The following is a 23013-nucleotide window of genomic DNA, read 5'->3' as shown; positions in this document are numbered from 1 at the left end:
TATGAATTATCATCAATATCATCAGGTTGATGTGGTCAACGGTGAGGGCACGCGTTGCACCCTGTTTGTATCAGGGTGCGAGCATCAATGCCGGGGCTGTTATAACCAATGTACATGGTCTCCCGATTCTGGTCATCCATTTACGCAAGCACTGGAAGATCAGATTATCGCCGATTTACAAGACACCCGTATCAAGCGCCGTGGGTTGTCGTTATCGGGGGGCGATCCGCTTCACCCCGCCAATTTAACGGCTATTTATCAACTCGTGAAAAGGGTTAGAGATGAGTGTCCCGGTAAGGATATCTGGATGTGGACCGGATATACACTGGGTGACTTATCAGAGCAACAGCGTGCTATTGTCGAGATGATCGATGTATTGATCGATGGCAAATTTGAACAGGCGCAATATGACCCGGCACTGTTATGGCGCGGTAGTGCCAACCAGATCATTCATCGTTTTAAAGTGTCGTGTTGAGCGTTGAATAATTCATATACTGAATTAGGCAATGTAATTGTTGTCAGGCAACTGTATATTGAGAACAGTTGTGTATAGAATATGTGTCAGTGCGACATGTTTCATTTTGTCGATATCGCTGGATGTATATCAAAAAAGTATAAGAATGATGAAAAAACGTATGAAAATAATAATGTTGTGCTGTCTGGGATTGTCTTTCACATTGACCGCTCAGGCCAATAGCTGTTTGAAGGGACAGGCATGTTATCAAGTTCAGAAAAACGCTCATCAGTCGTCCGCGCAGAAAATGAGCCGGAAAAAGCTTTACCGGGGAGCGGGTCATTATGTAGTGACCGCAAAACGGTTGAATGTGCGAGGGGATAACTTATTGGATGGGCGCCCGGTTGGTCAGTTGGCGTATGGTGAAAACATTTATGTTTATCGGTTTTCACAAGGCTGGGCGATGATTCAGTTCCGCAATGAAGTGGCTTGGGTAAGTGGACGATATCTGAAATATCAGCCCTCTAATTTTTGAGGCGTGTACTGAAGCTGTGATGCGAGTATAAAAAGGCCAGTGTACACTGGCCTTTTATGATCTTTATTTCTCCACTGGCAAGTTAAGCTTGCGAGCCGTGAGTGGCGGCGCAATATCACTCCCTCCCAGCGCCTGATACACCGTGGCCTGAATTTGATACTGGTTGTAGCGATTTTCCAGTAACGATTCCTGAGCATTGCGCTGAGTCTCTTGTGCATCCAGCCAGTCTCGAATACTGACTGCACCGTGATGGTACTGACTGGCATAAATCTGCTCTGCAGCTGTCGCTGCATCATATTGCTCCTGAAGTCTCAATCCCTGATATTGATAGTGCTTTTTGGCTGAAAGGGCATTATCAACATCCTTCATGGCGGTATAGAGCGTTTGACGATAGTTGACGATGGCCGTTTGGTAATTGGTCTGAGCGATTTTTCGGTTCAGTGACATTTTATCCCATTGTAAAAAAGGCAGGATCAGTTCTGCCCCCAGTGTTCCGAGCGGATCGGTCAGAAGATCGCGCAATTGCGAGGAAGAGTCACCAACAGAGCCAGTCAATGTCAGGGTTGGTAAATACCCTGCTACGGTAGCATCTTGGGTTGCCAGCGCTGATTTCAGTTCATAAAGTGCCGCTTTGACATCCGGCCGTCTGACTAACAGATCCGCCGGAACACCAGCGGCGATCTCAGGAATCGGCCCTTGAGGAAGTGACTGAATTTGTAACCGACTTTCCCTCGGTGGTTGATTGAAGAGAATCGCCATCGCGTTCTCTGCTTCGGTTAAAGATTGCAGCAAATCACTATGGGCGGCTTGTTGTCCGGCTAAACTGCGTTTGGCTTCCAGCACATCTAATTCGGAAACCGCGCCACTGCGATATTGTCGTTGTGCCAGCGCCAGAATCTGTTTGGCGTAGGCGATGCTCTTGTTGCTCAGGGCGATCCGATCTTTGAGATATCCCATTTGCCAATAGAGGGATGCTGTTGTTGCAACAAGACTTTGTGCCGTACTTTCCCGGTCGGCTTCACTGGCAATCGCTGTCCATTGTGTGGCATTGACGGATGATGCGACACGCCCCCAGAGATCTAATTCATAGCGAACAGCAAGATTGGCGGAGTAACTTTGACTATTGTTGCCAGAGTCCAGCCGTTTCGAGTGTGAAGTTGTCAGCGTTGATGATAATTGAGGGTACTGTTCGGTTTCACTCAAGCCGGCTTCCAGACGTGCTTTTTGCAGGGTGAGGGTGGCCAGTGCCAGATCATTATTGATATGTAACATCTGTTGAATGAGCTGGTTGAGTTCCGGGTCGTTAAAGCGTTCCCACCATGGATTGAGGCTAACTTGATCGCTGACCTGCTGAGTTTGCCATGCCGCGGGGATTTCGACTTGCGGTGGTTTGAACTCAGTGCGGGTTGCGGTACATCCCGCAAGCAGGAGCGTCGATATTGTTATACCCAAAAATGGTTTAAGCATTGTTGAATTCATTGGTCATTAATCCCTTGCCAGCGCTTCGATTGGATCCAGACGTGCAGCATTACGTGCGGGCAAAAATCCGAACAGGACACCGATGAGTGTCGAGCAGAGAAATGCGGTAATAATGGATGTGGTGGAGTAAATCATCTGGAAATTTCCACCGCCATACGAAAATAACACGCCGATCAAAAAGGCGAGTAAAATTCCTAATACACCTCCACTAAGACAAACCAGCACCGCTTCGATCAGAAACTGACGTAAGATATCACTTTGCCGTGCCCCGACGGCCATGCGCACGCCGATTTCCCGGGTTCTTTCTGTGACGGAAACCAGCATAATATTCATCACACCGATACCACCGACAATCAGTGAGATCACGGCAATTGCGGAAATAAGCAGGGTCATGGTTGCCGTTGTTCTTTCAATATTCTGGCGGATGGTGTCCGTATTAATCGTGAAGAAATCTTGCGTACCGTGGCGCATTTTCAGCAATGCAATGATTGCCTGTTCAGCAGCCTGACTGGGGGCTGTATCATTGATCCTGACCGTGAGCCTGTCCAGATGAGGGCGACCCAACATTCGGCCGGATACCGTGGTATAGGGCACCCAGACTTTCAGTGAATCATTATTGCCGAATGCACTTTCTCTTGGCTGCGTAACACCAATAATTCTCACAGGCAATGTATTGAGAAAAATAACCTGACCAATCGGGTCGCTGTTCGGGAAGAGTTCCTGTTTGGTATTATGATCAATGACTGCTTCCTGAGCGAGCGACTGAACACTGTTGCGATCCCAGTATTGCCCATTCGCAATCTCATAGCCTCTGACTCGGAAATATTCAGGACCGACGCCTTCAATACTTGCTGTCACGGCCTGATTGGTATAGCGAATGGTGACACTACTACTGATCGACGGGGTGACACTGTCGACAAAAGGTAGTGTTTTCAGCGCATTGCCATCACTGGCACTTAGCGTTCTGATTCGGTTGGCGCGTCGGTCTCCAAATCCGCTTCCCGGCCGGATATCAATGGTATTGGTCCCCATTGAACTGATATTTTTCAGAATGGCTTGTCGTGATCCGGTCCCTAAGGCCACCACGGAGACGACCGACGCAATGCCGATAATAATGCCCAACATAGTCAAAAAAGTTCGGAGACGATGGCTCGACATCGCGAGCAAGGCCATTTTGAATGCCTCAATATAGCGATCCCCGTTGAACCAGCGTCGTGCCTGCGGTGCGGGATTTTCTCGGGGTGTGTTGCCTCGTTGTTTATGATGCTGTTGATCACGAATGATTTCACCGTCTTTAATCTCAATGATCCGATCCGCAAATTGGGCAACGTGCATATCGTGTGTCACGATAATAATCGTGTGACCATCTTGATGCAGCTCTTGTAACAGCTTGAGCATTTCTTCGCCGCTATGGCTGTCCAATGCGCCAGTGGGCTCATCGGCTAAGATGACATCGCCTCCGTTGATGAGCGCCCGGGCAACGCTGACCCGCTGTTGTTGTCCTCCACTGAGCTGGCTGGGTTTGTGATCGAGACGTTCGCCCAATCCAAGACGTGCCAACAGTTGACGCGCTCTTTCCCGTCGGCTTTTACGTGCTTTTCCTGCATAAACCGCAGGGACTTCCACGTTATCAACCGCAGTTAAGTCACCTAATAAATGATAACGCTGGAAGATAAATCCAAAATACTCCCGGCGCAGTTGGGCCAATTCATCCCCTCGCATGATTGAGGTATCTTGGCCGTTGATCAGATAGTTGCCTTGTGAAGGTTTATCAAGACAACCAAGAATGTTCATCAGTGTTGATTTCCCCGAACCGGAGGCACCGACAATCGCGACCATTTCACCGCGTTCAATCGTGAGATCAATATCTTTCAGGACGGTCAGCGTTTGCTCCCCGGCGGGAAACGTCCGTGATACGCCGGACAAATGAAGTAATGGAGCCTTCATGTCTTACATCCCCATTGAGCGGCGGAAACGACGGGGTGTATATGACTCACCGCTTGGTAAACTGAGAATCACTTTATCACCTTCATTCAGGCCGCTGAGGACTTCCGCACGAACTTTATTATTAATACCAATCGTGACATCACGAAATTCGACTTCACCATTCACCAATACCGGAACTTGGTAACCATTGGGATCTTTATCGCTGGGGCGTAAGATTTGAGCAGGAATTATCAACACATTATCCGATTGATTGAGGACGATGGTTACTTGTGCAGTCATCCCGATACGTAGCACACCATCGGGATTCTCAACATCAAACAGACCGTTATAGTAGATCGCTTCAGAATCGTTCGATTTCATATCACTATCATCACCATCCATCACCGTCGGACCGGGTTCAATGGCCCGTAATATCGCGTGATAACGATGATGAGGCTGGCCGAGGATCGTGAAATAGACAGGTTGCCCCGGATGAACGTGTATGACATCGGCTTCGGATATTTCGGCTTTCACGGTCATTTGTTTCAAGTCTGCCAATTCAACAATTGTCGGTGTTGTCTGGTTAGCATTGACGGTTTGACCTACTTCGACTGCGGTATATACAACCGTGCCATCCATCGGCGCTGAAATGGTTGTATAACCCAGATCAACTTTAGCCGAATCCACATTGATCTCAGCTTGTTCGATACCCGCATTGAGTTGATCTAATTCTGCTTGATAGACAGCAAGATTCGACTCGGCTAATTCATAATCGGCTTTAGAGCTGGCATTGTCTGCCAGCATCGCCTTTTGACGGGCATAGGCCAGTTGAGCCTGACGAATTTGTGCTTGTTTGGCACGATATTGTGCTCTCAAACTCGCGAGAGAAGCGAGAGACTCTTTGAGACTATTCTGTTGTGTCAAGCTATCGATTTGTGCGATGAGCTGCCCTTGTTTAACTTGTTCCCCCAGCTTGACGGGTAAATTGACAACCTGACCGGAAACCTGAGCCCCCACATTGACAAGTTTAGATGCTTGTAACATCCCGTTTGCAAGGACATTATTTTCAATGTGTCCTCTTTTGACTGTTTGTGTCGCATAAACCGGTTGCGGCTCAGGCTGCTGCCACCAATAGACGATACCGATGGAGAGTGCGAGAAATAATATGATAGCGAATAACAGCCATGGTTTTGAAAGCTTTTTCATAAAGGATGGGAGACCATAATAAGTTGAAATGGATAAACAACATGTAGCTCAGACATATTTGAATAGCTAATCTGCCATAACCGCTGGGAAGTCACAAGAGGAAGAATTATGAGGACAGACACCGGAATTCTAATTACGAGGAGATGATTAATTAATTACAAGGACACATTTTAAGTCCATATCACAATACAAGGGACCAATACAAGGGACAGCACTTTAACGGAATACAGTGAAAGACATCATATCTGAAAATTATATTGATTCCAGAATTATGAGGACAGACACCGGAATTCCGTAGTAATTACGAGGACACACATTTTAAGTCCAACAATACAAGGGACAGCACTTTAACGGAATACAGTGAAAGACATCATATCTGAAAATTATATTGATTCCCTAGCAGGATGAGATAAGGCCGCTTCTGAGATGAATTAAGAAAATTGACTGATAGATAAGCGCCCTTTATGGGCTAATGTTATGGCGACTGACTTAGCGATTTGTGGGAAGGGGATGGATACAGCGCAGAGTTTTTTGAATCGATATTTATATTGATACACCATGTAACCGTTGGCGTTTTAATTGATTTTTAACGGCTTGAAGTTGCGTCGATGAACCAACCCATAAACATCGTTTTCGCTCTAGTCGGGTACATAAGTCAAAGCCGTTGGTATTACTGACAGATAATCGGATAAGAATGGTTGGCTGTTTGTTGTCAATATGGCCGGGTTTTCCTTCTCGGACTTGTCGTCCAATCCAATCAACCCACTCAATATAATCAATCAGGCGGAATGGAATACCATCAGGCTTTGATTCACCAACAAATGAAAAGAGTCCTAATGATGAGGATTGACCTGTATTTCGTAAATCAAGCCGTCTTTTGATTGATGTATATTCTGAACTTTCAGGTGTTTGAGCGATACCAGCTCGAACTGGGTTGAGATCTGTATAGGCCATTGCTGCCAGCAGTGCTTTCTCATCCAGTAATGCCTGAGATTTGAATCGGCCTTCCCAGAAATGCCCACGACACTGATCTTCCTGATTCGCTTGTTTTGCAATACTGAAGTTGAGCTCTTTCATCAGCCAGCTGAGAGAGTAAAGTCGTTGTCGCCAGACGTGGATGATCTTTCGACAGGTATGTATTTCAGCTGTCGTGAGCTGATTTTTTAGATATTTAAGGAGCAAAAGTGGTAATCGATGCTCTTTCCCCCAACGCTCAACGACTTCGCGATCTGATAAATGTTCTGCTTTTTTCTGATTAATATGAACAACCAAATGATAATGGTTGCTCATTACGGCATAGGCGCAGATATCGATACAGAATACTTGGGCTAAAGTCAAAATACGTTGCTCAACCCAATAACGTCGGTGTTCGTAGGATTTACCAGTGAGTTGGTCTTCACCGCACAAGAAGGCACGTCGGACACAACGTGAGACGCAATGATAGTAGGCGGTGATCTCAGGAGAAACTAACTGTGCTCTTGCAATGGTCATCAGGATAAATTGTCAGTGAGTAATGCCGGAAGTATGTCGAATTCAAGAAGAAGGGAGAAGAGGTGAATTCCCATGGTACGAGTAATGTCTGCTTTTTTAATGTAATTATTATGTTGATAAAGAATGACATACTGGATGTGTCCTTCACCCTACGATGCCTGTCCTCAGAAAACTCTCAGAAAACTAAGAACGTGCCATAACTATGAAGATAATTCTTAAAGTGTCTGTCCTGCGAATAGCTCTGCGAATAGCTGCGAACACTGAACGCAAGAAGAGGCACATAAAGTAAACATGGTATGTCGTTAGGATGTCTGTCCTCAGAAGGCAAGGATGTCTGTCCCCAGAAGACACAGGGATGACAAATTGTCATCCCTGTTATAATAAAATCAATTGGTTAGGTTGAAATGTGATTTATTGTGCCTCTATTTCTTCCGACTCTGTTTGTTGGGAGGATTGGTTTTGCTCTGCTTTCTTCAACTCTTTTTGCTCTGATTGAGGCGTTATTTTTGAGGTGGATTGTTGTGATTTCAGGAGTGCCACTAAAGTCTCTAGATTTTTTACATGGGTTTGTTCTTGAAGCAATTGTTCTCGTAGTTTTTGCTGTTGTTGGTTGGCTTCTGTCAGTGCGGTTTGTAGCTTCTGGTTGTTTTGTTGTTGGGCCGTGCTTTTGGCCTGCCAACTTTCTTGTTGCGTTTGTGCCAGCTGTTGAAGGGCGGCGACACTCTCTAGAATACGGTTCGTCTGTTCTCTCAGCACTTGATCTCGGTAGTCTGAATTGTTGATAGCTTGTGAAATAGCCAGTAGTTTATTCTCGATTTCCAGAACAAATGGTTCAAATTGACCATTCTCAATACTATGCAATTGTTTCACCATATGTGTGACTTGTTCTAGATGAGCAATTTCAAACTGACCAAGTTGCGCTGCTTTTTCGATGACTTCAATATCTCTGGGATTGGACTGAACCGTTGCCTCGACTAATTGGATCTGGTGATTGGCTTTAGCAAAGGTGATAGGCGCTACCTCGTTAAAATCTTCCTGTTTTAATAGCGTGAGTTTTTTCTGTAATGGCTGGACATATTTGAGGTGCATTATTTTGACTTCAAGACCTCTGGCGATATTCAGAAACTCAACCTGCTTTGTCTGTGCTTTTTCTAGTTTATCGTCAGCAACATATTCGAACAGGTCATGGTACATACCATTTACTTGTTTATATCCTCTGACATCATAGTGTTGTGCATCGATCCGCGCCAGATAATCCATCTCAGCAATCGCATCGGCAAGAAAATGATCCGCTTTTTCCTTTAAAGCCTGAAGTTGGTTTAGTTGTTGCTCAATGATGTCAATATATTGGTTGAATTTGTCTGCATATGTTTGACTGGAGAAAATCGATGTGCTCTCGGTTGTTTTCGCCGGGTCGGCCTGAATATCTTGGTATAACGCTTGAGCATCTTGCCATGACTCTTGGAGTTTTCTGTAATGAGATTCGGAGTAGATTTTGAACGATTCAGCATTTTTCAGAGTTTGTTCCCATTGCTGATAAGTGGTTTGAATATGAGTGAACAGTGCATAAGACTGGGTTTGTTCGTCGGTTGGATTATCCGATGATGTTTGATGCGGTGTACTCTGACAACCCGCTATGCCAATCAGTAGGCATAAAGCGACTGCGGATGCTATCGGTTTCATGTTGCTTATCCTTATGTTCAATCGATCTACTTAGCAATTTTGATGGTTTGTTTTTATAGCATGGCTTGTTTTTATGATAAGTACCTTGCCATAGCATTATCTTTTATACCAGTTTAGTGATCACCATCGGATAATCGTGACTATAAGAGTTACAGTTGCTTCAGATTTGAGTTGCTGAGTTGCGAGAAGTGAATGTTTGTTGCATAACCAATGTCAGCTAAGTGAATGCCACCGTTCTGAAGCAGAGACGGTGGCATTCACGGATAGATCTAATATGTTCGATACCGACCTGAAAGCTTAACGGTAAGTGATAAAAAATTATTGCTGATTGATAAATTGTTTGAAGCGAGCCCGGGTTTGTTCATCCGCTTGTTCATACCAATAATGCAGCATCGTTTCCGCAGTAGATGCCGAAGCTTTAGTTTGAGAAGCAGCTGTAGAACGGGTCGGAATGGTTTTGGCTGATAACCCTGATTGAGGAGCATACTCAGGAACGGATGCGACTTTATCAGACTGATTGTAAACAGACATTTCGGTATAATAATTACGTCCGAATTGGATCCCGTCTTTGAGTAGTTTATCTTGGGTTACTGGGACTTTTTGTCCATCCTGATTGGTGAGTGACCATTGCATATGACTGATCTGCTCCCGAGCTTCGCGTGAATTTCTGTATTCAGGCACCTGAAGGGTCAGCTCTGCATCTGCCGCATTAAAAACAGCGACTGTCACGTCACTTTCTACGCCAACATTGTCTTTACCTTCTTGAAAAAAAGGCTCATAACGAAAGACAATCTGCTGCAGTCCATCTTCCAGTTGTAGTTTTCTTTGTGAACTAAAAAAACCACCACTTGATATATCTGCTTTACCACCATTGACAACCAGAATATCAACGGATTCAGGGAGGTCAATGGTGACCGCTGCCATTGCAGAACCACTTAATAAAATCATGCTGGTGAATGATAGTGTCTTAGATATATTCACTTATATTATCCTTTTTTATCAAATATTTATTCTGACCAAAGATGCATGGTTCTAGCCTGAATTACAAGTGACAATTTGAAGAATTTAACCCGTTTGTCTCTCATGAACGATTTAGTGTCTGTCCTTATAGATGTATAACAGTTAAAAGTGTCTGTCCTTGTAACAAAAGCGTCTGTCCCTGTAAGAGTTTCAACCTAACTCTGACACTTTCAGCTTAAAATTCGTTATGATTCGATAACTTGTTCAGATGAAGTGATGATTGTGATGCGTTATTTTTATTTGCTATGCTGCTGTTTATGCAGTGGATTTTCGGTAGCAACTCAGGCCGCTGAAAATATGTCTTTATTGCAGGGAAAGTGGGATTGCACTGCTGCTCTTCGCCAGCCTTTGTATCAGTTGAATCTAACCACTCAGGAACATTACCTTGCATCTCATCAGTATGTGACCAAAGGAACATTGATTGCTCGTTTACCGGGACAGCCGATTGAAGTGTCGTACTCTGTTGCCGGGAATGGTACTTGGAAAGTAGCAGGAGATAAGCTGATCCTTGAGGCCAATGACCTGAAAGTGGAAAATCTCACTCATCCTGAATGGGAAGCAATACTCAATCTTAAGCAATATATTCCTAAACATGCGGGCGGGACACTCGATATTATTCGCTTGGATCAACAACATTTATCGTTAAAAGCCAAAAACTTACCCGATAATATTCAGTGTCATCGAAGCTAAGTAGTTGGCTTATCGATCCTTTGGGAAAGCTTCCGGGACATCAGTATGATGTCCCGAATATGGTGTCATTCATTGACGGGAATACACCCGTTGTCCATTCACATAGGTCTGACGGATCACACGTTCATCAGCCAGCATAATTAAAGCAAATAGTTTTTCTTCCAATGTTTTTGCTTGCGCCATGCGCTGTTTAAGCATCGGTGTGCCATTGATATCAAGCTCAATAAAATCAGCTTCTGTACCGGGATTTAAATTGCCAATTTGGTGCTCCAACTGCATTGCAACCGCAGCCCCTTGTGTACATAGATATAACGACTCAAAAGGGTTGAGATTCTGGTGCTGTAATTGCAGGATTTTGTAAGCTTCTGCCTGATTTACCAGTAGATTGAGACTGGTGCCGCCTCCGACATCACTGGCAATCGCCACCGGTATCCCATGTTCTTTGACAGAAAAATAGGGGAATAGACCACTACCGATAAAGAGATTTGAAGTCGGACAGAAGATTACACTGCTATGGCTGCTGGCCAGTGCTTGGTACTCTCTTGGCTCAAGGTGAATTCCGTGACCGAATAAGGCTCTGTCGCGCACTAATCCATAGCGTTCATAAACGTCTAAGTAGTCTTTGGCATCCGGGAATAGACTTTTAACCCAATCAATCTCGTCAGTATTTTCACTTAAGTGTGTCTGAATGAAAGCATCTGGGTGCTCTTGGGCTAACTGTCCCGCCAGCGCCAGTTGTTCCGGTGTGCTTGTCGGTGCAAATCGCGGCGTAATCGCGTACAAGGCTCGTCCCTGATGATGCCATCTTTCCAGCAAATCTTTACTCTCTCGATAGCCTGAATCTGCAGTATCACGTAGATTCTCAGGACTATGTCGATCCATCAGGACCTTGCCGCAGATCATTCGGGCCTGATAAGTTGCTGCTGCATTAAAGAAAGCATCGACGGATTGCGGGTGAACGGTCGCGAAGACACTGGCTGTTGTTGTGCCGTGTGCAAACAATTGCTTGATAAAAGCGTCTGCTTGCAACGCGGCATAGGATGAGTCTGCATATTTTGTTTCAACTGGGAATGTATAGTCATTGAGCCATTCCAACAGTTGGCGACCGTAGCTGGCAATCATTTCCATTTGCGGGTAGTGAACATGACTGTCGATCATGCCCGGAATCAATAATCCCGAATGTGTTTCTACCTGTTCCGGTGCAATAGGGTGGTGCCGAAAAAAAACATCGGCATCGAGTAAATCAATAATTTTTCCTTGTTCGATAACGAGGATACCGTCATTTAGATATTGGTAGTTTTGCTCAGGACTGTCTGTCCTTGTGGGGAAATGTAAAATCTCGCCCCGGTGAAATGTTTTCTGCATACTTGACTCTTAACTTCCACGATAGGTTGAATAGGCGTAGGGCGAGAGTAGTAATGGTATGTGGTAATGCTTTTGTTCCGCCATATGAAAATGTACATCGATTTTGGGAAAAAATACCTGACCGAAGGCATTTTCACAGTAGGATGCCACATCAAATGAGAGCGTATAGTTATTGGATGTTAAAGTGAGATCAGTAAAGCGGAGACGACCATCGGCATCAGTTGTTGCTGATGCAAGTGATTCTCCGGACTGATAACGATAAAGTGTCACGGGGACATCGGCTGCAGGCATACCGGAGCTGGTATCGAGAATATGACAACTTAATGTACTCATTGATAAGACTCCATGCGCAGGCGACTAATTTTTTGTTGCTCTATGGCCGCATTCATCAATTCATCGCTGCGATTATTGTTGATCCTGGCTTTTATCTGCTCTAAGACCTGTTCTGCCGATTGTTGACTTGCACAAAGAATAAAAATAAAGCCGAATTTTTTCAGATAGGCCTGATTGTAATACAAAAGATCGTGCAGTACAGCTTTCGATGCCAGTTTGACTTTACCCTGTTCCTGTTCACTGAGATGTTTTCCCTGACTGTATTTCTTTTGCAACGTATCAAGATCGCCAATCATTGGATGACCGGCAAACGCTTCCAGCCAGTCAGGTTCTGAAAGTTGTGCAAATGCTACATCAGCATGATGACAAAATGCCGCATAGTCGGAAATTGGCATATGCTCGAGCATAAACTGCTGCCATGACGTACTGGTACAGATTTGAGCCAATTGAGACGGAGTTAAATCAATCGTTCGGGGTGCAGCGTTCATCAATTTCCTCACTGGGGAGATTTGGATGCGTTTTTATGCAACATATTAGCTTGTTGCCAGAGGCGTTGTGGCTGTTCTTGACCTGAATTAGCCAACGTTGGTTCGATGTTGACTGAGGGCTGAACTGGCGCTTGTCGCTGTTCAAATAGCACATTCAGCTGAGCCGCAATGGAAAGTGCAACTTGCATGGGGCGTTTGCCTTTGATGTCGGGGTGTCCGATGGGACAGGTTAACTGGGAGACGAGTTCGGACTGGCTCAACTGTTCTTTGAGCCGATAAGTGAAACGCTGTTTTTTACCTTCAGAGCCGATGAGGCCAATATATGGAAAGCATTGTCGTTCAAGGGCCAGCCGGGTTAAGTCATAATCTAGGTGGTGGTCGTGCGTCATGATCACCAGATGTGTCTGAGGGAGTAACGCTTGAATCACAGTTTCAGCAGAGTTAAAACATTGCGTTGAAATTCCCTGTTCATCCAGTGGCGCCAGCCAGTGCGGGCGAGAATCAAAAACAGTTAGGTGACATTGTAACTTGTTAATCATCGGAGCAAGCGCCTGACCAATGTGACCCGCCCCCAAAATAGCCACATGCGGTTGGTTCGTGTTGAAATATTCAAATAAAACCTGAACAGCCCCTCCACAACATTGTTGCAGATCGGCAGTCAGGCTATATCGCTCGATCGATATCGTTGCTTCTTGACTGGATTGCTGACAACGACGTTGCAGTTCAATTCTGGCCGTTTCTATCACTTGTTGCTCTAAATTTCCGCCTCCGAGAGAGTCATATTGTCCCAGCTTGGTGATCACCATTTTTGCCCCACAAGCGCGGGGTGTTGAGCCGACTGTTGCAACAAGGGTCGCCAGACAGTAGTCGTTGCCTTGCTGCTGTAACATGTGACAAGCATCGAGCCAGTGCATTGCTGTGTTGATGGATGTATGAACGGTTGTCAGGACAGTCATCTTGATGCCTCTCTGTCTGCTTCGTTATGGGACGTAGCGGTCTGTGTTCGGTGTGCCAGCCACTCATACTGTTGCTGGCAAGCCATGAGGATTCTTTCACCAGTGGCCGGCGTATCCAGATCGGCAATACATTGATGTTCTGAAATTGCAGTAATGGCATCATAAATTGCACACCAGGTACTGATAGCGTGCATGAAAGGGGGCTCACCGACGGCTTTTGAACGGTAAATACTATGTTCTGGATTGGGAACGTCGTAGAGTTCAATATTCATCTGTTTCGGGTAGTCACAGATACTTGGAATTTTATAATTCATCGGACTATGGCTCAAAAGATGGCCTTGGTCATTCCAGATCAGCTCTTCTGTTGTCAGCCAACCTAATCCCTGCATGTAACCTCCCTCAATCTGTCCGATATCAATGGCCGGATTCAAGCTACGGCCAACATCATGCAAGATATCTACTCGCTCAACCGTCATTTCTCCGGTCAGTGTATCGATCATCACCTCTGAGCAAGATGCACCGATGGCAAAATAGAAAAAGGGACGCCCGCAGGCTTGCGAACGGTCATAACCAATTTTAGGCGTACTGTAATAACCCGTTGCAGAAAGGGACACACGATTTAAATAAGCTTGCTGAATTAAGGTCGCCCATTCGATTTTTGCACCATCGAGATAGAGGATGCCATCTTTAATTTCAGGTGGATCCAGTTGTGAGGACAGACGTTCGTAAACTTCTTGCTGTGGCTGAGGTGACTGCGGGGACAGACACGCGTGGTGGTTTAATGCAAATTCAAGCAGTCGCTCCTTGAGCGTCACGGCTGCGTTATGCGCTGCCATGCCATTGAGATCCGCGCCAGAAGAAGCTGCAGTCGGCGAGGTATTCGGTACTTTATCGGTTCTCGTCGATGTGACTAAGATCCAATCGGTTGGGATACCGAATGTCTGAGCTACAATTTGTTGAATTTTGGTATGTAGTCCCTGGCCCATTTCGGTACCGCCGTGTGAAACCTGTACCGTTCCATCGGTGTAAATATGGATAAGTGCACCGGCTTGATTGAGGTGCGTTGCTGTGAAAGAAATTCCAAACTTGACGGGGGTGAGGGACAATCCTTTTTTGAGGACCGGATGATGCTTATTCCATGCGTGAATTTCCTGACGTCGCCGGCGGTAATCACAGGAAGTTTCCAGCCGGGTGAATACATCATGAAGTTCCGCGGTTTGTTCGACTTCCATCCCATAGGGTGTGACAGATTTTCCCGGACGATAAAGATTTTTTAAGCGAAGATCATATGGATCCTGCTGCAATTGAATCGCTAAGTCCTGAATTGCTTTTTCAATCACGATCATCCCTTGTGGTCCACCAAATCCTCGGAATGCCGTATGTGAAACCGTATCGGTTTTGAGGCGATTGCCAATGATACTGGCCTGACCGAGAAAATAAGCGTTGTCGGCATGGAACATGGCTCGATCGACAATGGCATCAGACAAGTCGGCTGAATGGCCACATAATCCGTTAACTTCGATGGTTGCTGCTAAAATTTCCCCATCGTCGGTAGTCGTGAGTTCATAACGATTAAAAAAGGGATGGCGTTTTCCGGTCGTAGACATGTCGATTGCCCGCGGGAGTCTGAATTTTACGGCTTTACCGGTGAGTTTTGCCCCCAGACTGGCAAGGCAAGCCCATGCGGCCGCTTGAGTTTCTTTGCCGCCGAACCCTCCACCCATGCGGCGCATATCAACCGTGACGCGATTGAATGGAATGTTCAGCACTTCTGCAATCAGATTTTGCACCTCAGTTGGATGCTGAGTTGATGCCCGGATAAAAATACCGCCGTCTTCCGTCACTTCTGCAAGACTGATTTGACCCTCGAGATAAAAATGTTCTTGTCCGCCGACCGCCAGCGTGCCGCTGAGGTTGATGGGGCTTGCTTCTAAAAGTGTCTGTCCCCGGAACGCTTTACGGGCGTCTGTCCTTGGTAGGTTCCCAAGAACGTCTGTCCTCTGTAGATTCTGCGGTAGGTTCTGTACTGGCGTCTGTCCTTGGTAGGTTCCCATTCGGTGGGACGGGAGTAAATGTGCTTGCTGTGACGCTTGTTGATATGAGATGACGGGCTCTTTGGCTTCTTCATATTCAATCAATGCTTTCTGTGCAGCCTGACAGGCGAGTCGGTGGTTTTGTGCGATGACAAAAGCGATGGGTTGACGAAAATAACGGATTTCCTGCTGACACAGGAGCGGATCACCTTTGTGGATGGTGCCAATGTCATTATGACCGGGAATGTCGTGATGAGTGATGACGCGAATGACGCCCGGAGAACGCTGTACTTCAGAAAGATCGAGGTGCTTGATGGTGCCTTTGGCGATGGTACTGGTGATTAATGCCCCATGTAAGCATCCGTGCGGTTCCGGATAATCATCAACAAACAGTGCCTCACCGGAGACCTGCTTGGCTGCACTTTCATGTGGTAAGGATTGACCCACGACGTCGGAACAATGTTGTGAGTCGGTTGGCTGTCCCGTATAGGGCTGACTGATAAGTTTACGCATGATAAGTCAACCTCGTTTTAATCGGTGAATACTGTGTCTCGGTCTGCTCCTGCTGGACGGCAATGCTCTGATACTCAAAGAAATAGCGTTGCAGTAGATTTTGCACCAGATGAATCCGGTATTGGGCTGAACCCCGAATATCACTCAGGGGATGAATAACCTGAGGGACCTGTGTCTGAACGTGGCGGATCAGCGACTGGGTTAAGGGCTGGCCGATAAAGAGCGCTTCCAGTGCTGTCAGGCGAACAGATTTTTCCGCAACCCCTCCCGCAGCGATAATGCAGTGACTGATATGCCGCTGATCATCAAACGTGAAATTTAAGGCGAGGACCACGGTGGCAATATCATCTTCATAACGTTTGCTGACTTTATAGATCGCATGTCGTTGCGGTTCGGTCATCTTGGGCAGATGGATTGCACTGATCCATTCATCATCCTGCAAGCGGGTTTGACGATAACCGGTAATATAATCTTCGGGTGCATATCGGATGCGCTGTTTGCCGTTATCCACTTCAATCTGACCATTTAAGCTGATCAGTAAAGGGGCAATATCCCCGATGGGAGAGGCATGGCCCAAACTGCCACCTAAGGTGGCTCGGTGGCGGATGGTAATACTCCCCAGACGTTCAATAATTTCATCGGTTGATGGGAAGTGTTGTTGCATAAACTGATGAATACGATACATGGGGATCGCCGCCCCTAATCGCCACCCGTCGCTGCTTTCAGTGATGGTGAGCAGATCGTCGACTTTGGAAACATCGATCAGGCGAGGGAGAGGCTGATAACGTTGTGTCACTTCCAAAGAGAGATCCGTTCCACCGGCAATTAATTTTGCTGTTGGATAAGTTTGGCGTAACTGGGCTAATTGCTGACGAGTCTCCGGCATAAAGTAGTGCTCAGACTGGAGAGGCGGGACTTGAGTCAACCAGTGTCGGACTGTTTGTTGATGGGCATCAAGGGGATCCGGGGGATTGGTTTGAACGATATCATGGGCGGCCTCGATCAGTGGCCCATATCCGGTGCAGCGGCATAGGTTGCCAGCCAGAAAATCGGCGGGGTTCTTTGGCCGGATGATCTGTTTTGAAAGCGCATAGAGCGACATCACAAAACCGGGGGTACAGAACCCACACTGACTGCCATGCCGATTGATGATGGCTTGCTGCACCGGGTGGAGTTGTTCGTCCTGTTTAAGAAATTCCACGGTCATGATCTGTTTGCCGTGTACGGCATGTAACGGGGTAATACATGCGTTGATTTGACGGTAACGCAGTGCATGGTGTTCATCTTGATCAACCATCACCACGGTACATGCGCCACAGTCACCGCTGGCACAGCCTTCTTTTGTGCCTTTTAATCCACGCAGCTCCCGGAGATAAGTCAGGAGCATCATATCGGCAGATACCGATGAAATTCTGACGGTTTGGTTATTGATCATCATTTCGAGCATATTTTTCTTCCCTGAAAAGCTGTCCATTTGGTCAAGTTATGTCGAAAAAAAACTCACTTCGTACCGACAAGGTCACGAAGTGAGTGAAGACATTATTTTGGAATACTGGCGTCAATTCCTTCGACGTACCAATGCATCCCGACCAGTTCCTTATCTGATGCTGTACTTCCTGCTGCAACTTTCAGATGACCCTGATTATCTTTTAACGGGCCGGCAAATGGGACGATAACACCGGATTTGATCTTATCCTGCGTGTCCTGGATGGCCGTTTTAACATCGGTCGGCAGAGCCGGATTGATGGAAGTAATATGAATGACATCATCTTTGAGACCGCCCCAGTAATCTGTCGACTTCCACGTTCCATCCATGACTTCTTGAACGGTTTTAATATAATAAGGTGCCCAATAATCTCTCACAGAGAACATATGTGATTTGGGGGCAAAGTGCTGCATGTCTGATGATTGTCCGATACCCATCACCCCCCGTTTTTCTGCGGCAATCAGTGGGGCTGGGCTATCTGTATGTTGTAACAGCACATCAACACCTTGATCGATCAAGGCATTCGCTGCATCAGATTCTTTACCGGGATCATACCAAGTATTGACCCAGACAATTTTAATTTTTACGTCCGGATTGACACTTTTAGCACCGAGATAAACCGCATTGATATCTCGAATCACTTCTGGAATCGGGAACGTTGCAATATAGCCAATCACATTCGATTTGGTTGTCATTCCGGCGGCAACACCAGAGACATAGCGGCTTTCATAAGTGCGCAGGGCATAAGTGCCCACATTTTTACTGCGTTTATAGCCAGTTGCATGTTCAAACACGACTTTAGGAAAACGTTTGGCAACTTTGAGCGTCGGATTCATAAATCCAAAAGAGGTTGTGAAAATAATGTCATTGCCCGCTTTTGCCAATTGAGTAATGACGCGTTCCGCATCCGCGCCTTCAGATACATTCTCAACAAATGTTGTTTTGACCTGACCACCGAAATGAGCTTCCATTTCCTGACGAGCCTGATCGTGTTCATAACTCCAGCCATGGTCACCAACCGGACCGACATACACAAATCCAACTTTAAGTGGTTCTTTAGCAAGTGTAGAAGTGGAAAACAACGCTGACAGCGACAAGGCCGCGACGGACAACCACTGATTTATTTTCATGAAATACTCCATTTCATTGTTTATTATGATGCTTCATTGGGTATAGACATTAACGGTGAGGGGCTGTTTTCATCAAACCAGATTTTGCCAAACCGTTGATCAAAAGCAGGCTTGCAAAAAACTGACCACATGATGGTGTTTTGACAAAATCCAATCTCATCGTGGTTTAATTTAGTTTAACTATCGATTGAACGACTTAAAATTGTTCAGCGATGCGTTCATAAGCGAACAGAGAATGCAAAGTTCGTGTAATAAAGTGAACCATTATGGTGCAAAATGCGCACCATGATGGGTTACTGAGATGACCGCGTCATCGGCTAAGAATGTCGTTTGGGATCAAATGGTTTTCCCAGACTCATCGGGGTTGCCAATTTTTGGCGTAACGCGTCAGAGCTGATCAACACCATAACAATCACCGTTGCCAGATAGGGAATCATTGCTAATAAATTGGGTGAAATATCAATGCCTAACCCTTGCATCACCAAATGCATGATTGAACTGCACCCAAACAAGTAGGCGCCGAGCATGAGATAGCCAATGCGCCAGGATGCAAAGACAACCAGTGCCAGCGCTATCCATCCCCGGCCAGCAGTCATATTTTCCATCCACATCGGGGTGTAGGCGAGTGACATGTAAGCGCCGGCAAGTCCGGCCATCGCCCCGCCAAATGCAATGGTTCCATAACGCAGCCGAATCACATGAATCCCCAGTGCATTTGCTGCATGTGGATTTTCTCCCACTGCACGAATGGTCAATCCTAAGCGAGTACGGTGCATCACCCACCAAGTCAGACCGACAATCATAAAGCTGAGGTAGACCAATATATCGTGTTGAAACAAGATCGGCCCGATAAAGGGAATATGGCTGAGCCCGGGAATGGCGATGTCCTGAAATCCTTCAATCGTATTTCCTACCAATTGACTGCCGAGAAATGCACTCAGCCCGGTACCGAATATTGTCAGGGCTAAACCGGTTGCGACCTGATTGGTACTCAGGGTTTGAGTCAGTATGGCAAACAGCAGGGCCATCATGGTGCCGGCAAACATTGCGATGAGCAATCCTAAGCCGAGACTACCACTGAAGTAGGCACCGGCAAATCCCGCCATGGCACCCATAAGCATCATGCCTTCCTGACCGAGATTTAAGACGCCTGATTTTTCACAGACCAGTTCTCCCAACGCAATGAGCAGTAATGGGGTCCCTGTTTTTAAGGCAGCAATCAAGATTTGCTGAATGAAAAGTATGTCCATTAAGCCGCTCCGTTGTCATTTTTCTGGTGGCTGATGTGAGGTGCCATTGCAGGGACAGACACTGTAGGTGCTGGTCTTTTTCTGCGAACTTTAATTTGGTAATGAATCAGGAAATCACACGCGAGCAGCGAAAACAGCAGAATGCCTTGAAAGAGACCGGTCACTGCAGTCGGCAGGCCTAGCTCAATCTGAGCAAGATCGCTTCCCATGTATAAAGCGCCCATGAAAAAGGATGACACAATAATACCAACCGGATGCAGTCGGCCCAGATAAGCGACAATAATTGCAGCATAGCCATATCCGGGAGAGACGGAAGGGATCAACTGTCCAATTGGCCCTGTGACTTCAGCTGCGCCGGCGAATCCGGCTAACGCACCGGCAAATAGCATGACGCCCCAGATAATTTTATTTTGGTTAAATCCGGCATACTGTGCTGCGGTCGTATCTTCACCGAACACACGGATTTTAAATCCCGGCAATGTTTTGAACAGAACGATTGCGGTGATCAAAGCAATCAGAATTGCAGCAACAATACTGATTGATGCGCGTCCGCTGTCAGACAAGAGCGGCAGCATCACACCATCAGGGAACATAATCGATTCAGGGAAGCCAAAACCATCCGGATCGCTCAGTGGCCCGTGAACGGCCCAAAGTAAAACATACAACCCAATATAGTTGAGCATGATCGTGGTCAGAATAATATTGGTATGAAATAGACGATTAAGTAATGTCGGAATGGCAGACCAGCACATACCCGCGATAACACCGGCCAACAGGACGGGCACTAGCATGGCAGCGCCGACATCTTCACTGACATGTACGGCGACAGCACTGCTGGCCACGGCTCCGATCAGCAGTTGTCCTTCCGCACCAATGTTCCAGATATTTGCCCGATAGCAGATTGCCAGACCGATGGCACAAAGCAGCAAAGGCGTGGCTTTCACCATTAATTCGCCAAGATTGTAACTATCGCTGAATGGTTGTAGTAAGAATACGTTGAAAGATTTGACTGGGCTGACATGCAGCCAGAGTAGCATCAGGCTGGAAATCAGTAATGTCAGTGCAATGGCAATCAGCGGAGAAAACCATGCCATCATGCGTGAACTTTCGACACGCGGTTGGACTTTAAGCATGAACGATCTCCTCATCTTTCAAAAAACCACCCGCGATCCATTGGCCGATTTGCTCGATATTGGTTTCACTGGTTTGGACGATCGGAGAAACGTGTCCTTCATAAATAGCCGCAAGGCGATCACTAATAACAAACAGTTCATCAATGTCTTCCGAGATGACGATAATTGCAGCACCGGCATCCCTCAAAGCGATCAACTGACGATGAATCGCGCTGGCTGCACCGATATCAACCCCCCAAGTCGGGTGGGCGCAAATCAAAATAGTCGGCTGTTGATTCACTTCACGACCTATAATAAATTTTTGCAGATTACCGCCGGAGAGGCTTTTCGCCTGTGCTTGTTCATTACGGCATTTGACCTGATTCTCTTTGATCAGTTTGCGGGTGAGAGTTTGCATCATTTTTTGTTGAATAAAACCGAAACGGGAGAGTTCAGCAGTATGTGTGAGTAACGTATTTTCTGCCAATGTCATGTCCGGTACGGCACCTTGACCTAAACGGTTGGTTGGCACATAGGCCATGCCGAGGGCACGTCTGGCCCCCGCATCTAAATGGCCGACAGGTTGGCCATGAAAGAAAATACTCTCTTTCGGCGTGCGGTGATCTTCTCCGCTTAACGCTTCTAACAGATCTTCCTGACCATTCCCCGCAACGCCGGCAATACCGAGAATCTCACCACTTTGCATGGACAGATTGACATCAGTCAGGCCACACCCAAACGGGTGGGTTGGTGATAAAGTCAGCGCATTGGTCTGTAAAAGCGTCTGTCCCCCCAACGATTTTGGATAGCTTTCGGAGAGTTCGGCATCGCTACCGACCATCATGCGAGCAATTGAATTCGGGGTTTCCTGGGCTGGAATGCACTCTCCTGTGACTTTTCCACCGCGCAGAATCACCGCTCGATCACACAGGGCCGTGACTTCTTTGAGTTTGTGACTGATAAATAAAATACTACAGCCTTCACTGGCCAGTTTACGCAGCACCCGAAATAATCCGGCCACTTCCTGAGGGGTCAGAACGGATGTCGGTTCATCAAGAATTAATAAACGAATATCCTGAATGAGACAGCGTAATATCTCCAACCGCTGGCGTTCTCCGATGCTGAGATGATGGACATAGCGATCCGGATCCACTTGCAGATCGTAACGTTGGCTGATTTCCAACACTTTCTCTTTCAGGTTCTCAATTTTATGGAGATATTCCCGATCAAGACCCAGTTCGATATTTTCTAGTACAGTCAGTGTTTCGAACACAGAGAAATGTTGGAAAACCATACCAATTCCCATTGTTCTGGCTTGATTAGGAGAGTGGATTTCAACTTCATGATTGTCCCATAAAATCGATCCTTGGCTGGGACGTGTGACACCATATATCATTTTGACAAGGGTAGACTTCCCGGCACCATTTTCACCTAATAAAGCTAAAATTTCGCCCGTATGAAGTTTTAAATTCACCTGATCATTTGCCACAACCCCCGGAAAAAACTTACTGACATTCCAGAGTTCCAAGAGTGGTATTTTTGTCATATTCAATGTATTCCCTTCAACATATCAGCTGGCGTAATGCAAATATCTGACCAACTGTGAAATTGTCGCTGATTTTAGTATCAATCGTGGGAATAATATATAGATAGAACATGGAGGGATTTGAATTTTACAGTGTCTGTCCCTGGAACTGATGATTGAATGATTTGTAGCCTGAGATGCCTGTCCTCACAACTGTGTCCTCAAAACTAAGCCTAAGACGTCTGTCCTCATAACTCACCCACAACTCAAGTCTCTGTCCCTGAAAAGGAGTCCTTAAAAGTAAGGGCGTCTGTCCCGGTAATAATTAAAAAAATCAG

The 23013-nt window shown here is 46.3% G+C and carries 19 protein-coding genes; 3 read left to right on the top strand and 16 right to left on the bottom strand.

The features are described from left to right. Nucleotide 1 precedes the first annotated feature (1 nt). Together nrdG and OCV37_RS17540 are read left to right on the top strand one after the other, a co-directional pair. On the top strand, nucleotides 2-475 hold the full coding sequence (nrdG, locus tag OCV37_RS17545) for an anaerobic ribonucleoside-triphosphate reductase-activating protein (RefSeq protein WP_038184998.1): 474 nt from the start codon (nucleotides 2-4) through the stop codon (nucleotides 473-475). Between the two features lie 160 nt (nucleotides 476-635). Then, a complete protein-coding gene (locus tag OCV37_RS17540) occupies nucleotides 636-989 on the top strand; it encodes an SH3 domain-containing protein (protein WP_157635074.1) in 354 nt (117 codons plus the stop codon). 63 nt (nucleotides 990-1052) lie between these two features. Here the strand turns inward: OCV37_RS17540 and OCV37_RS17535 are convergent, their stop codons facing one another. The 6 genes from OCV37_RS17535 to OCV37_RS17510 form a co-directional block, all read right to left on the bottom strand. After that, on the bottom strand, nucleotides 1053-2456 hold the full coding sequence (locus OCV37_RS17535) for an efflux transporter outer membrane subunit (RefSeq protein WP_245609154.1): 1404 nt from the start codon (nucleotides 2454-2456) through the stop codon (nucleotides 1053-1055). Nucleotides 2457-2474: 18 nt separating this feature from the next. Then, nucleotides 2475-4415 (bottom strand): MacB family efflux pump subunit, encoded by a 1941-nt coding sequence (locus OCV37_RS17530; RefSeq protein ID WP_038185004.1) that lies wholly within the window; start codon nucleotides 4413-4415, stop codon nucleotides 2475-2477. 3 nt (nucleotides 4416-4418) lie between these two features. Beyond that, nucleotides 4419-5600, bottom strand: coding sequence for an efflux RND transporter periplasmic adaptor subunit (locus tag OCV37_RS17525; RefSeq protein ID WP_038185009.1), 1182 nt, complete (start codon nucleotides 5598-5600; stop codon nucleotides 4419-4421). A 543-nt stretch (nucleotides 5601-6143) separates the two neighbouring features. Further along, nucleotides 6144-7091 (bottom strand): transposase, encoded by a 948-nt coding sequence (locus OCV37_RS17520; RefSeq protein ID WP_038185012.1) that lies wholly within the window; start codon nucleotides 7089-7091, stop codon nucleotides 6144-6146. 411 nt (nucleotides 7092-7502) lie between these two features. Then, nucleotides 7503-8774: a coiled-coil domain-containing protein gene (locus tag OCV37_RS17515; protein ID WP_038185015.1), complete on the bottom strand. Its 1272-nt coding sequence runs from the start codon at nucleotides 8772-8774 to the stop codon at nucleotides 7503-7505. A gap of 318 nt (nucleotides 8775-9092) precedes the next feature. Beyond that, the gene (locus OCV37_RS17510; protein WP_038185018.1) at nucleotides 9093-9755 is read right to left on the bottom strand and encodes a DUF2057 family protein; all 663 of its coding nucleotides are present in this window, start codon (nucleotides 9753-9755) and stop codon (nucleotides 9093-9095) included. A 264-nt stretch (nucleotides 9756-10019) separates the two neighbouring features. On the opposite strand from OCV37_RS17510, the gene OCV37_RS17505 reads away from it, so the two are divergent. Further along, on the top strand, nucleotides 10020-10484 hold the full coding sequence (locus OCV37_RS17505; RefSeq protein WP_157635075.1) for a hypothetical protein: 465 nt from the start codon (nucleotides 10020-10022) through the stop codon (nucleotides 10482-10484). A 69-nt stretch (nucleotides 10485-10553) separates the two neighbouring features. Here OCV37_RS17505 and guaD read toward each other — a convergent pair whose 3' ends face one another. The 10 genes from guaD to OCV37_RS17455 all read right to left on the bottom strand — a co-directional run bounded on the left by guaD (nucleotide 10554) and on the right by OCV37_RS17455 (nucleotide 22696). Continuing rightward, entirely contained in the window at nucleotides 10554-11849 is a 1296-nt protein-coding gene (gene guaD, locus OCV37_RS17500; RefSeq protein ID WP_038185025.1) for a guanine deaminase, read from the bottom strand. 9 nt (nucleotides 11850-11858) lie between these two features. Further along, nucleotides 11859-12182: a hydroxyisourate hydrolase gene (gene uraH / locus OCV37_RS17495; protein WP_038185028.1), complete on the bottom strand. Its 324-nt coding sequence runs from the start codon at nucleotides 12180-12182 to the stop codon at nucleotides 11859-11861. Beyond that, entirely contained in the window at nucleotides 12179-12670 is a 492-nt protein-coding gene (locus OCV37_RS17490; RefSeq protein WP_038185030.1) for a 2-oxo-4-hydroxy-4-carboxy-5-ureidoimidazoline decarboxylase, read from the bottom strand. The genes uraH and OCV37_RS17490 overlap by 4 nt, the downstream gene beginning before the upstream one ends. Nucleotides 12671-12678: 8 nt before the next feature. Continuing rightward, on the bottom strand, nucleotides 12679-13626 hold the full coding sequence (xdhC, locus tag OCV37_RS17485) for a xanthine dehydrogenase accessory protein XdhC (protein WP_051680819.1): 948 nt from the start codon (nucleotides 13624-13626) through the stop codon (nucleotides 12679-12681). Beyond that, nucleotides 13623-16172 (bottom strand): xanthine dehydrogenase molybdopterin binding subunit, encoded by a 2550-nt coding sequence (xdhB, locus tag OCV37_RS17480; RefSeq protein ID WP_051680821.1) that lies wholly within the window; start codon nucleotides 16170-16172, stop codon nucleotides 13623-13625. The genes xdhC and xdhB overlap by 4 nt, the downstream gene beginning before the upstream one ends. After that, on the bottom strand, nucleotides 16165-17619 hold the full coding sequence (gene xdhA, locus OCV37_RS17475; RefSeq protein WP_084717528.1) for a xanthine dehydrogenase small subunit: 1455 nt from the start codon (nucleotides 17617-17619) through the stop codon (nucleotides 16165-16167). The genes xdhB and xdhA overlap by 8 nt, the downstream gene beginning before the upstream one ends. Nucleotides 17620-17711: 92 nt before the next feature. Then, a complete protein-coding gene (locus tag OCV37_RS17470) occupies nucleotides 17712-18788 on the bottom strand; it encodes a BMP family ABC transporter substrate-binding protein (RefSeq protein WP_038185032.1) in 1077 nt (358 codons plus the stop codon). A gap of 317 nt (nucleotides 18789-19105) precedes the next feature. After that, nucleotides 19106-20038, bottom strand: coding sequence for an ABC transporter permease (locus OCV37_RS17465; RefSeq protein ID WP_038185034.1), 933 nt, complete (start codon nucleotides 20036-20038; stop codon nucleotides 19106-19108). Further along, nucleotides 20038-21171, bottom strand: a complete 1134-nt coding sequence (locus OCV37_RS17460; RefSeq protein ID WP_051680823.1) for an ABC transporter permease — start codon at nucleotides 21169-21171, stop codon at nucleotides 20038-20040. The genes OCV37_RS17465 and OCV37_RS17460 overlap by 1 nt, the downstream gene beginning before the upstream one ends. Continuing rightward, nucleotides 21164-22696, bottom strand: a complete 1533-nt coding sequence (locus OCV37_RS17455; protein WP_038185036.1) for an ABC transporter ATP-binding protein — start codon at nucleotides 22694-22696, stop codon at nucleotides 21164-21166. The genes OCV37_RS17460 and OCV37_RS17455 overlap by 8 nt, the downstream gene beginning before the upstream one ends. Nucleotides 22697-23013: the final 317 nt, after the last annotated feature.

Source organism: Vibrio rhizosphaerae (genome assembly GCF_024347095.1).
GTDB lineage: Bacteria > Pseudomonadota > Gammaproteobacteria > Enterobacterales > Vibrionaceae > Vibrio > Vibrio rhizosphaerae.
This window is presented reverse-complemented; position numbering and strand designations above follow the sequence as displayed.

Bases quoted from the DNA above. Each gene is read 5' to 3' on its own strand.
- nrdG (WP_038184998.1), top strand. From the start codon at position 2: ATGAATTATCATCAATATCATCAGGTTGATGTGGTCAACGGTGAGGGC.
- OCV37_RS17515 (WP_038185015.1), bottom strand. From the start codon at position 8,774: ATGAAACCGATAGCATCCGCAGTCGCTTTATGCCTACTGATTGGCATA.
- OCV37_RS17470 (WP_038185032.1), bottom strand. From the start codon at position 18,788: ATGAAAATAAATCAGTGGTTGTCCGTCGCGGCCTTGTCGCTGTCAGCG.
- OCV37_RS17505 (WP_157635075.1), top strand. From the start codon at position 10,020: ATGCGTTATTTTTATTTGCTATGCTGCTGTTTATGCAGTGGATTTTCG.
- xdhB (WP_051680821.1), bottom strand. From the start codon at position 16,172: ATGCGTAAACTTATCAGTCAGCCCTATACGGGACAGCCAACCGACTCA.
- OCV37_RS17525 (WP_038185009.1), bottom strand. From the start codon at position 5,600: ATGAAAAAGCTTTCAAAACCATGGCTGTTATTCGCTATCATATTATTT.
- uraH (WP_038185028.1), bottom strand. From the start codon at position 12,182: ATGAGTACATTAAGTTGTCATATTCTCGATACCAGCTCCGGTATGCCT.
- xdhC (WP_051680819.1), bottom strand. From the start codon at position 13,626: ATGACTGTCCTGACAACCGTTCATACATCCATCAACACAGCAATGCAC.
- OCV37_RS17535 (WP_245609154.1), bottom strand. From the start codon at position 2,456: ATGCTTAAACCATTTTTGGGTATAACAATATCGACGCTCCTGCTTGCG.
- xdhA (WP_084717528.1), bottom strand. From the start codon at position 17,619: ATGCTCGAAATGATGATCAATAACCAAACCGTCAGAATTTCATCGGTA.
- guaD (WP_038185025.1), bottom strand. From the start codon at position 11,849: ATGCAGAAAACATTTCACCGGGGCGAGATTTTACATTTCCCCACAAGG.
- OCV37_RS17460 (WP_051680823.1), bottom strand. From the start codon at position 21,171: ATGCTTAAAGTCCAACCGCGTGTCGAAAGTTCACGCATGATGGCATGG.
- OCV37_RS17530 (WP_038185004.1), bottom strand. From the start codon at position 4,415: ATGAAGGCTCCATTACTTCATTTGTCCGGCGTATCACGGACGTTTCCC.
- OCV37_RS17465 (WP_038185034.1), bottom strand. From the start codon at position 20,038: ATGGACATACTTTTCATTCAGCAAATCTTGATTGCTGCCTTAAAAACA.
- OCV37_RS17490 (WP_038185030.1), bottom strand. From the start codon at position 12,670: ATGAACGCTGCACCCCGAACGATTGATTTAACTCCGTCTCAATTGGCT.
- OCV37_RS17520 (WP_038185012.1), bottom strand. From the start codon at position 7,091: ATGACCATTGCAAGAGCACAGTTAGTTTCTCCTGAGATCACCGCCTAC.
- OCV37_RS17455 (WP_038185036.1), bottom strand. From the start codon at position 22,696: ATGACAAAAATACCACTCTTGGAACTCTGGAATGTCAGTAAGTTTTTT.
- OCV37_RS17540 (WP_157635074.1), top strand. From the start codon at position 636: ATGAAAATAATAATGTTGTGCTGTCTGGGATTGTCTTTCACATTGACC.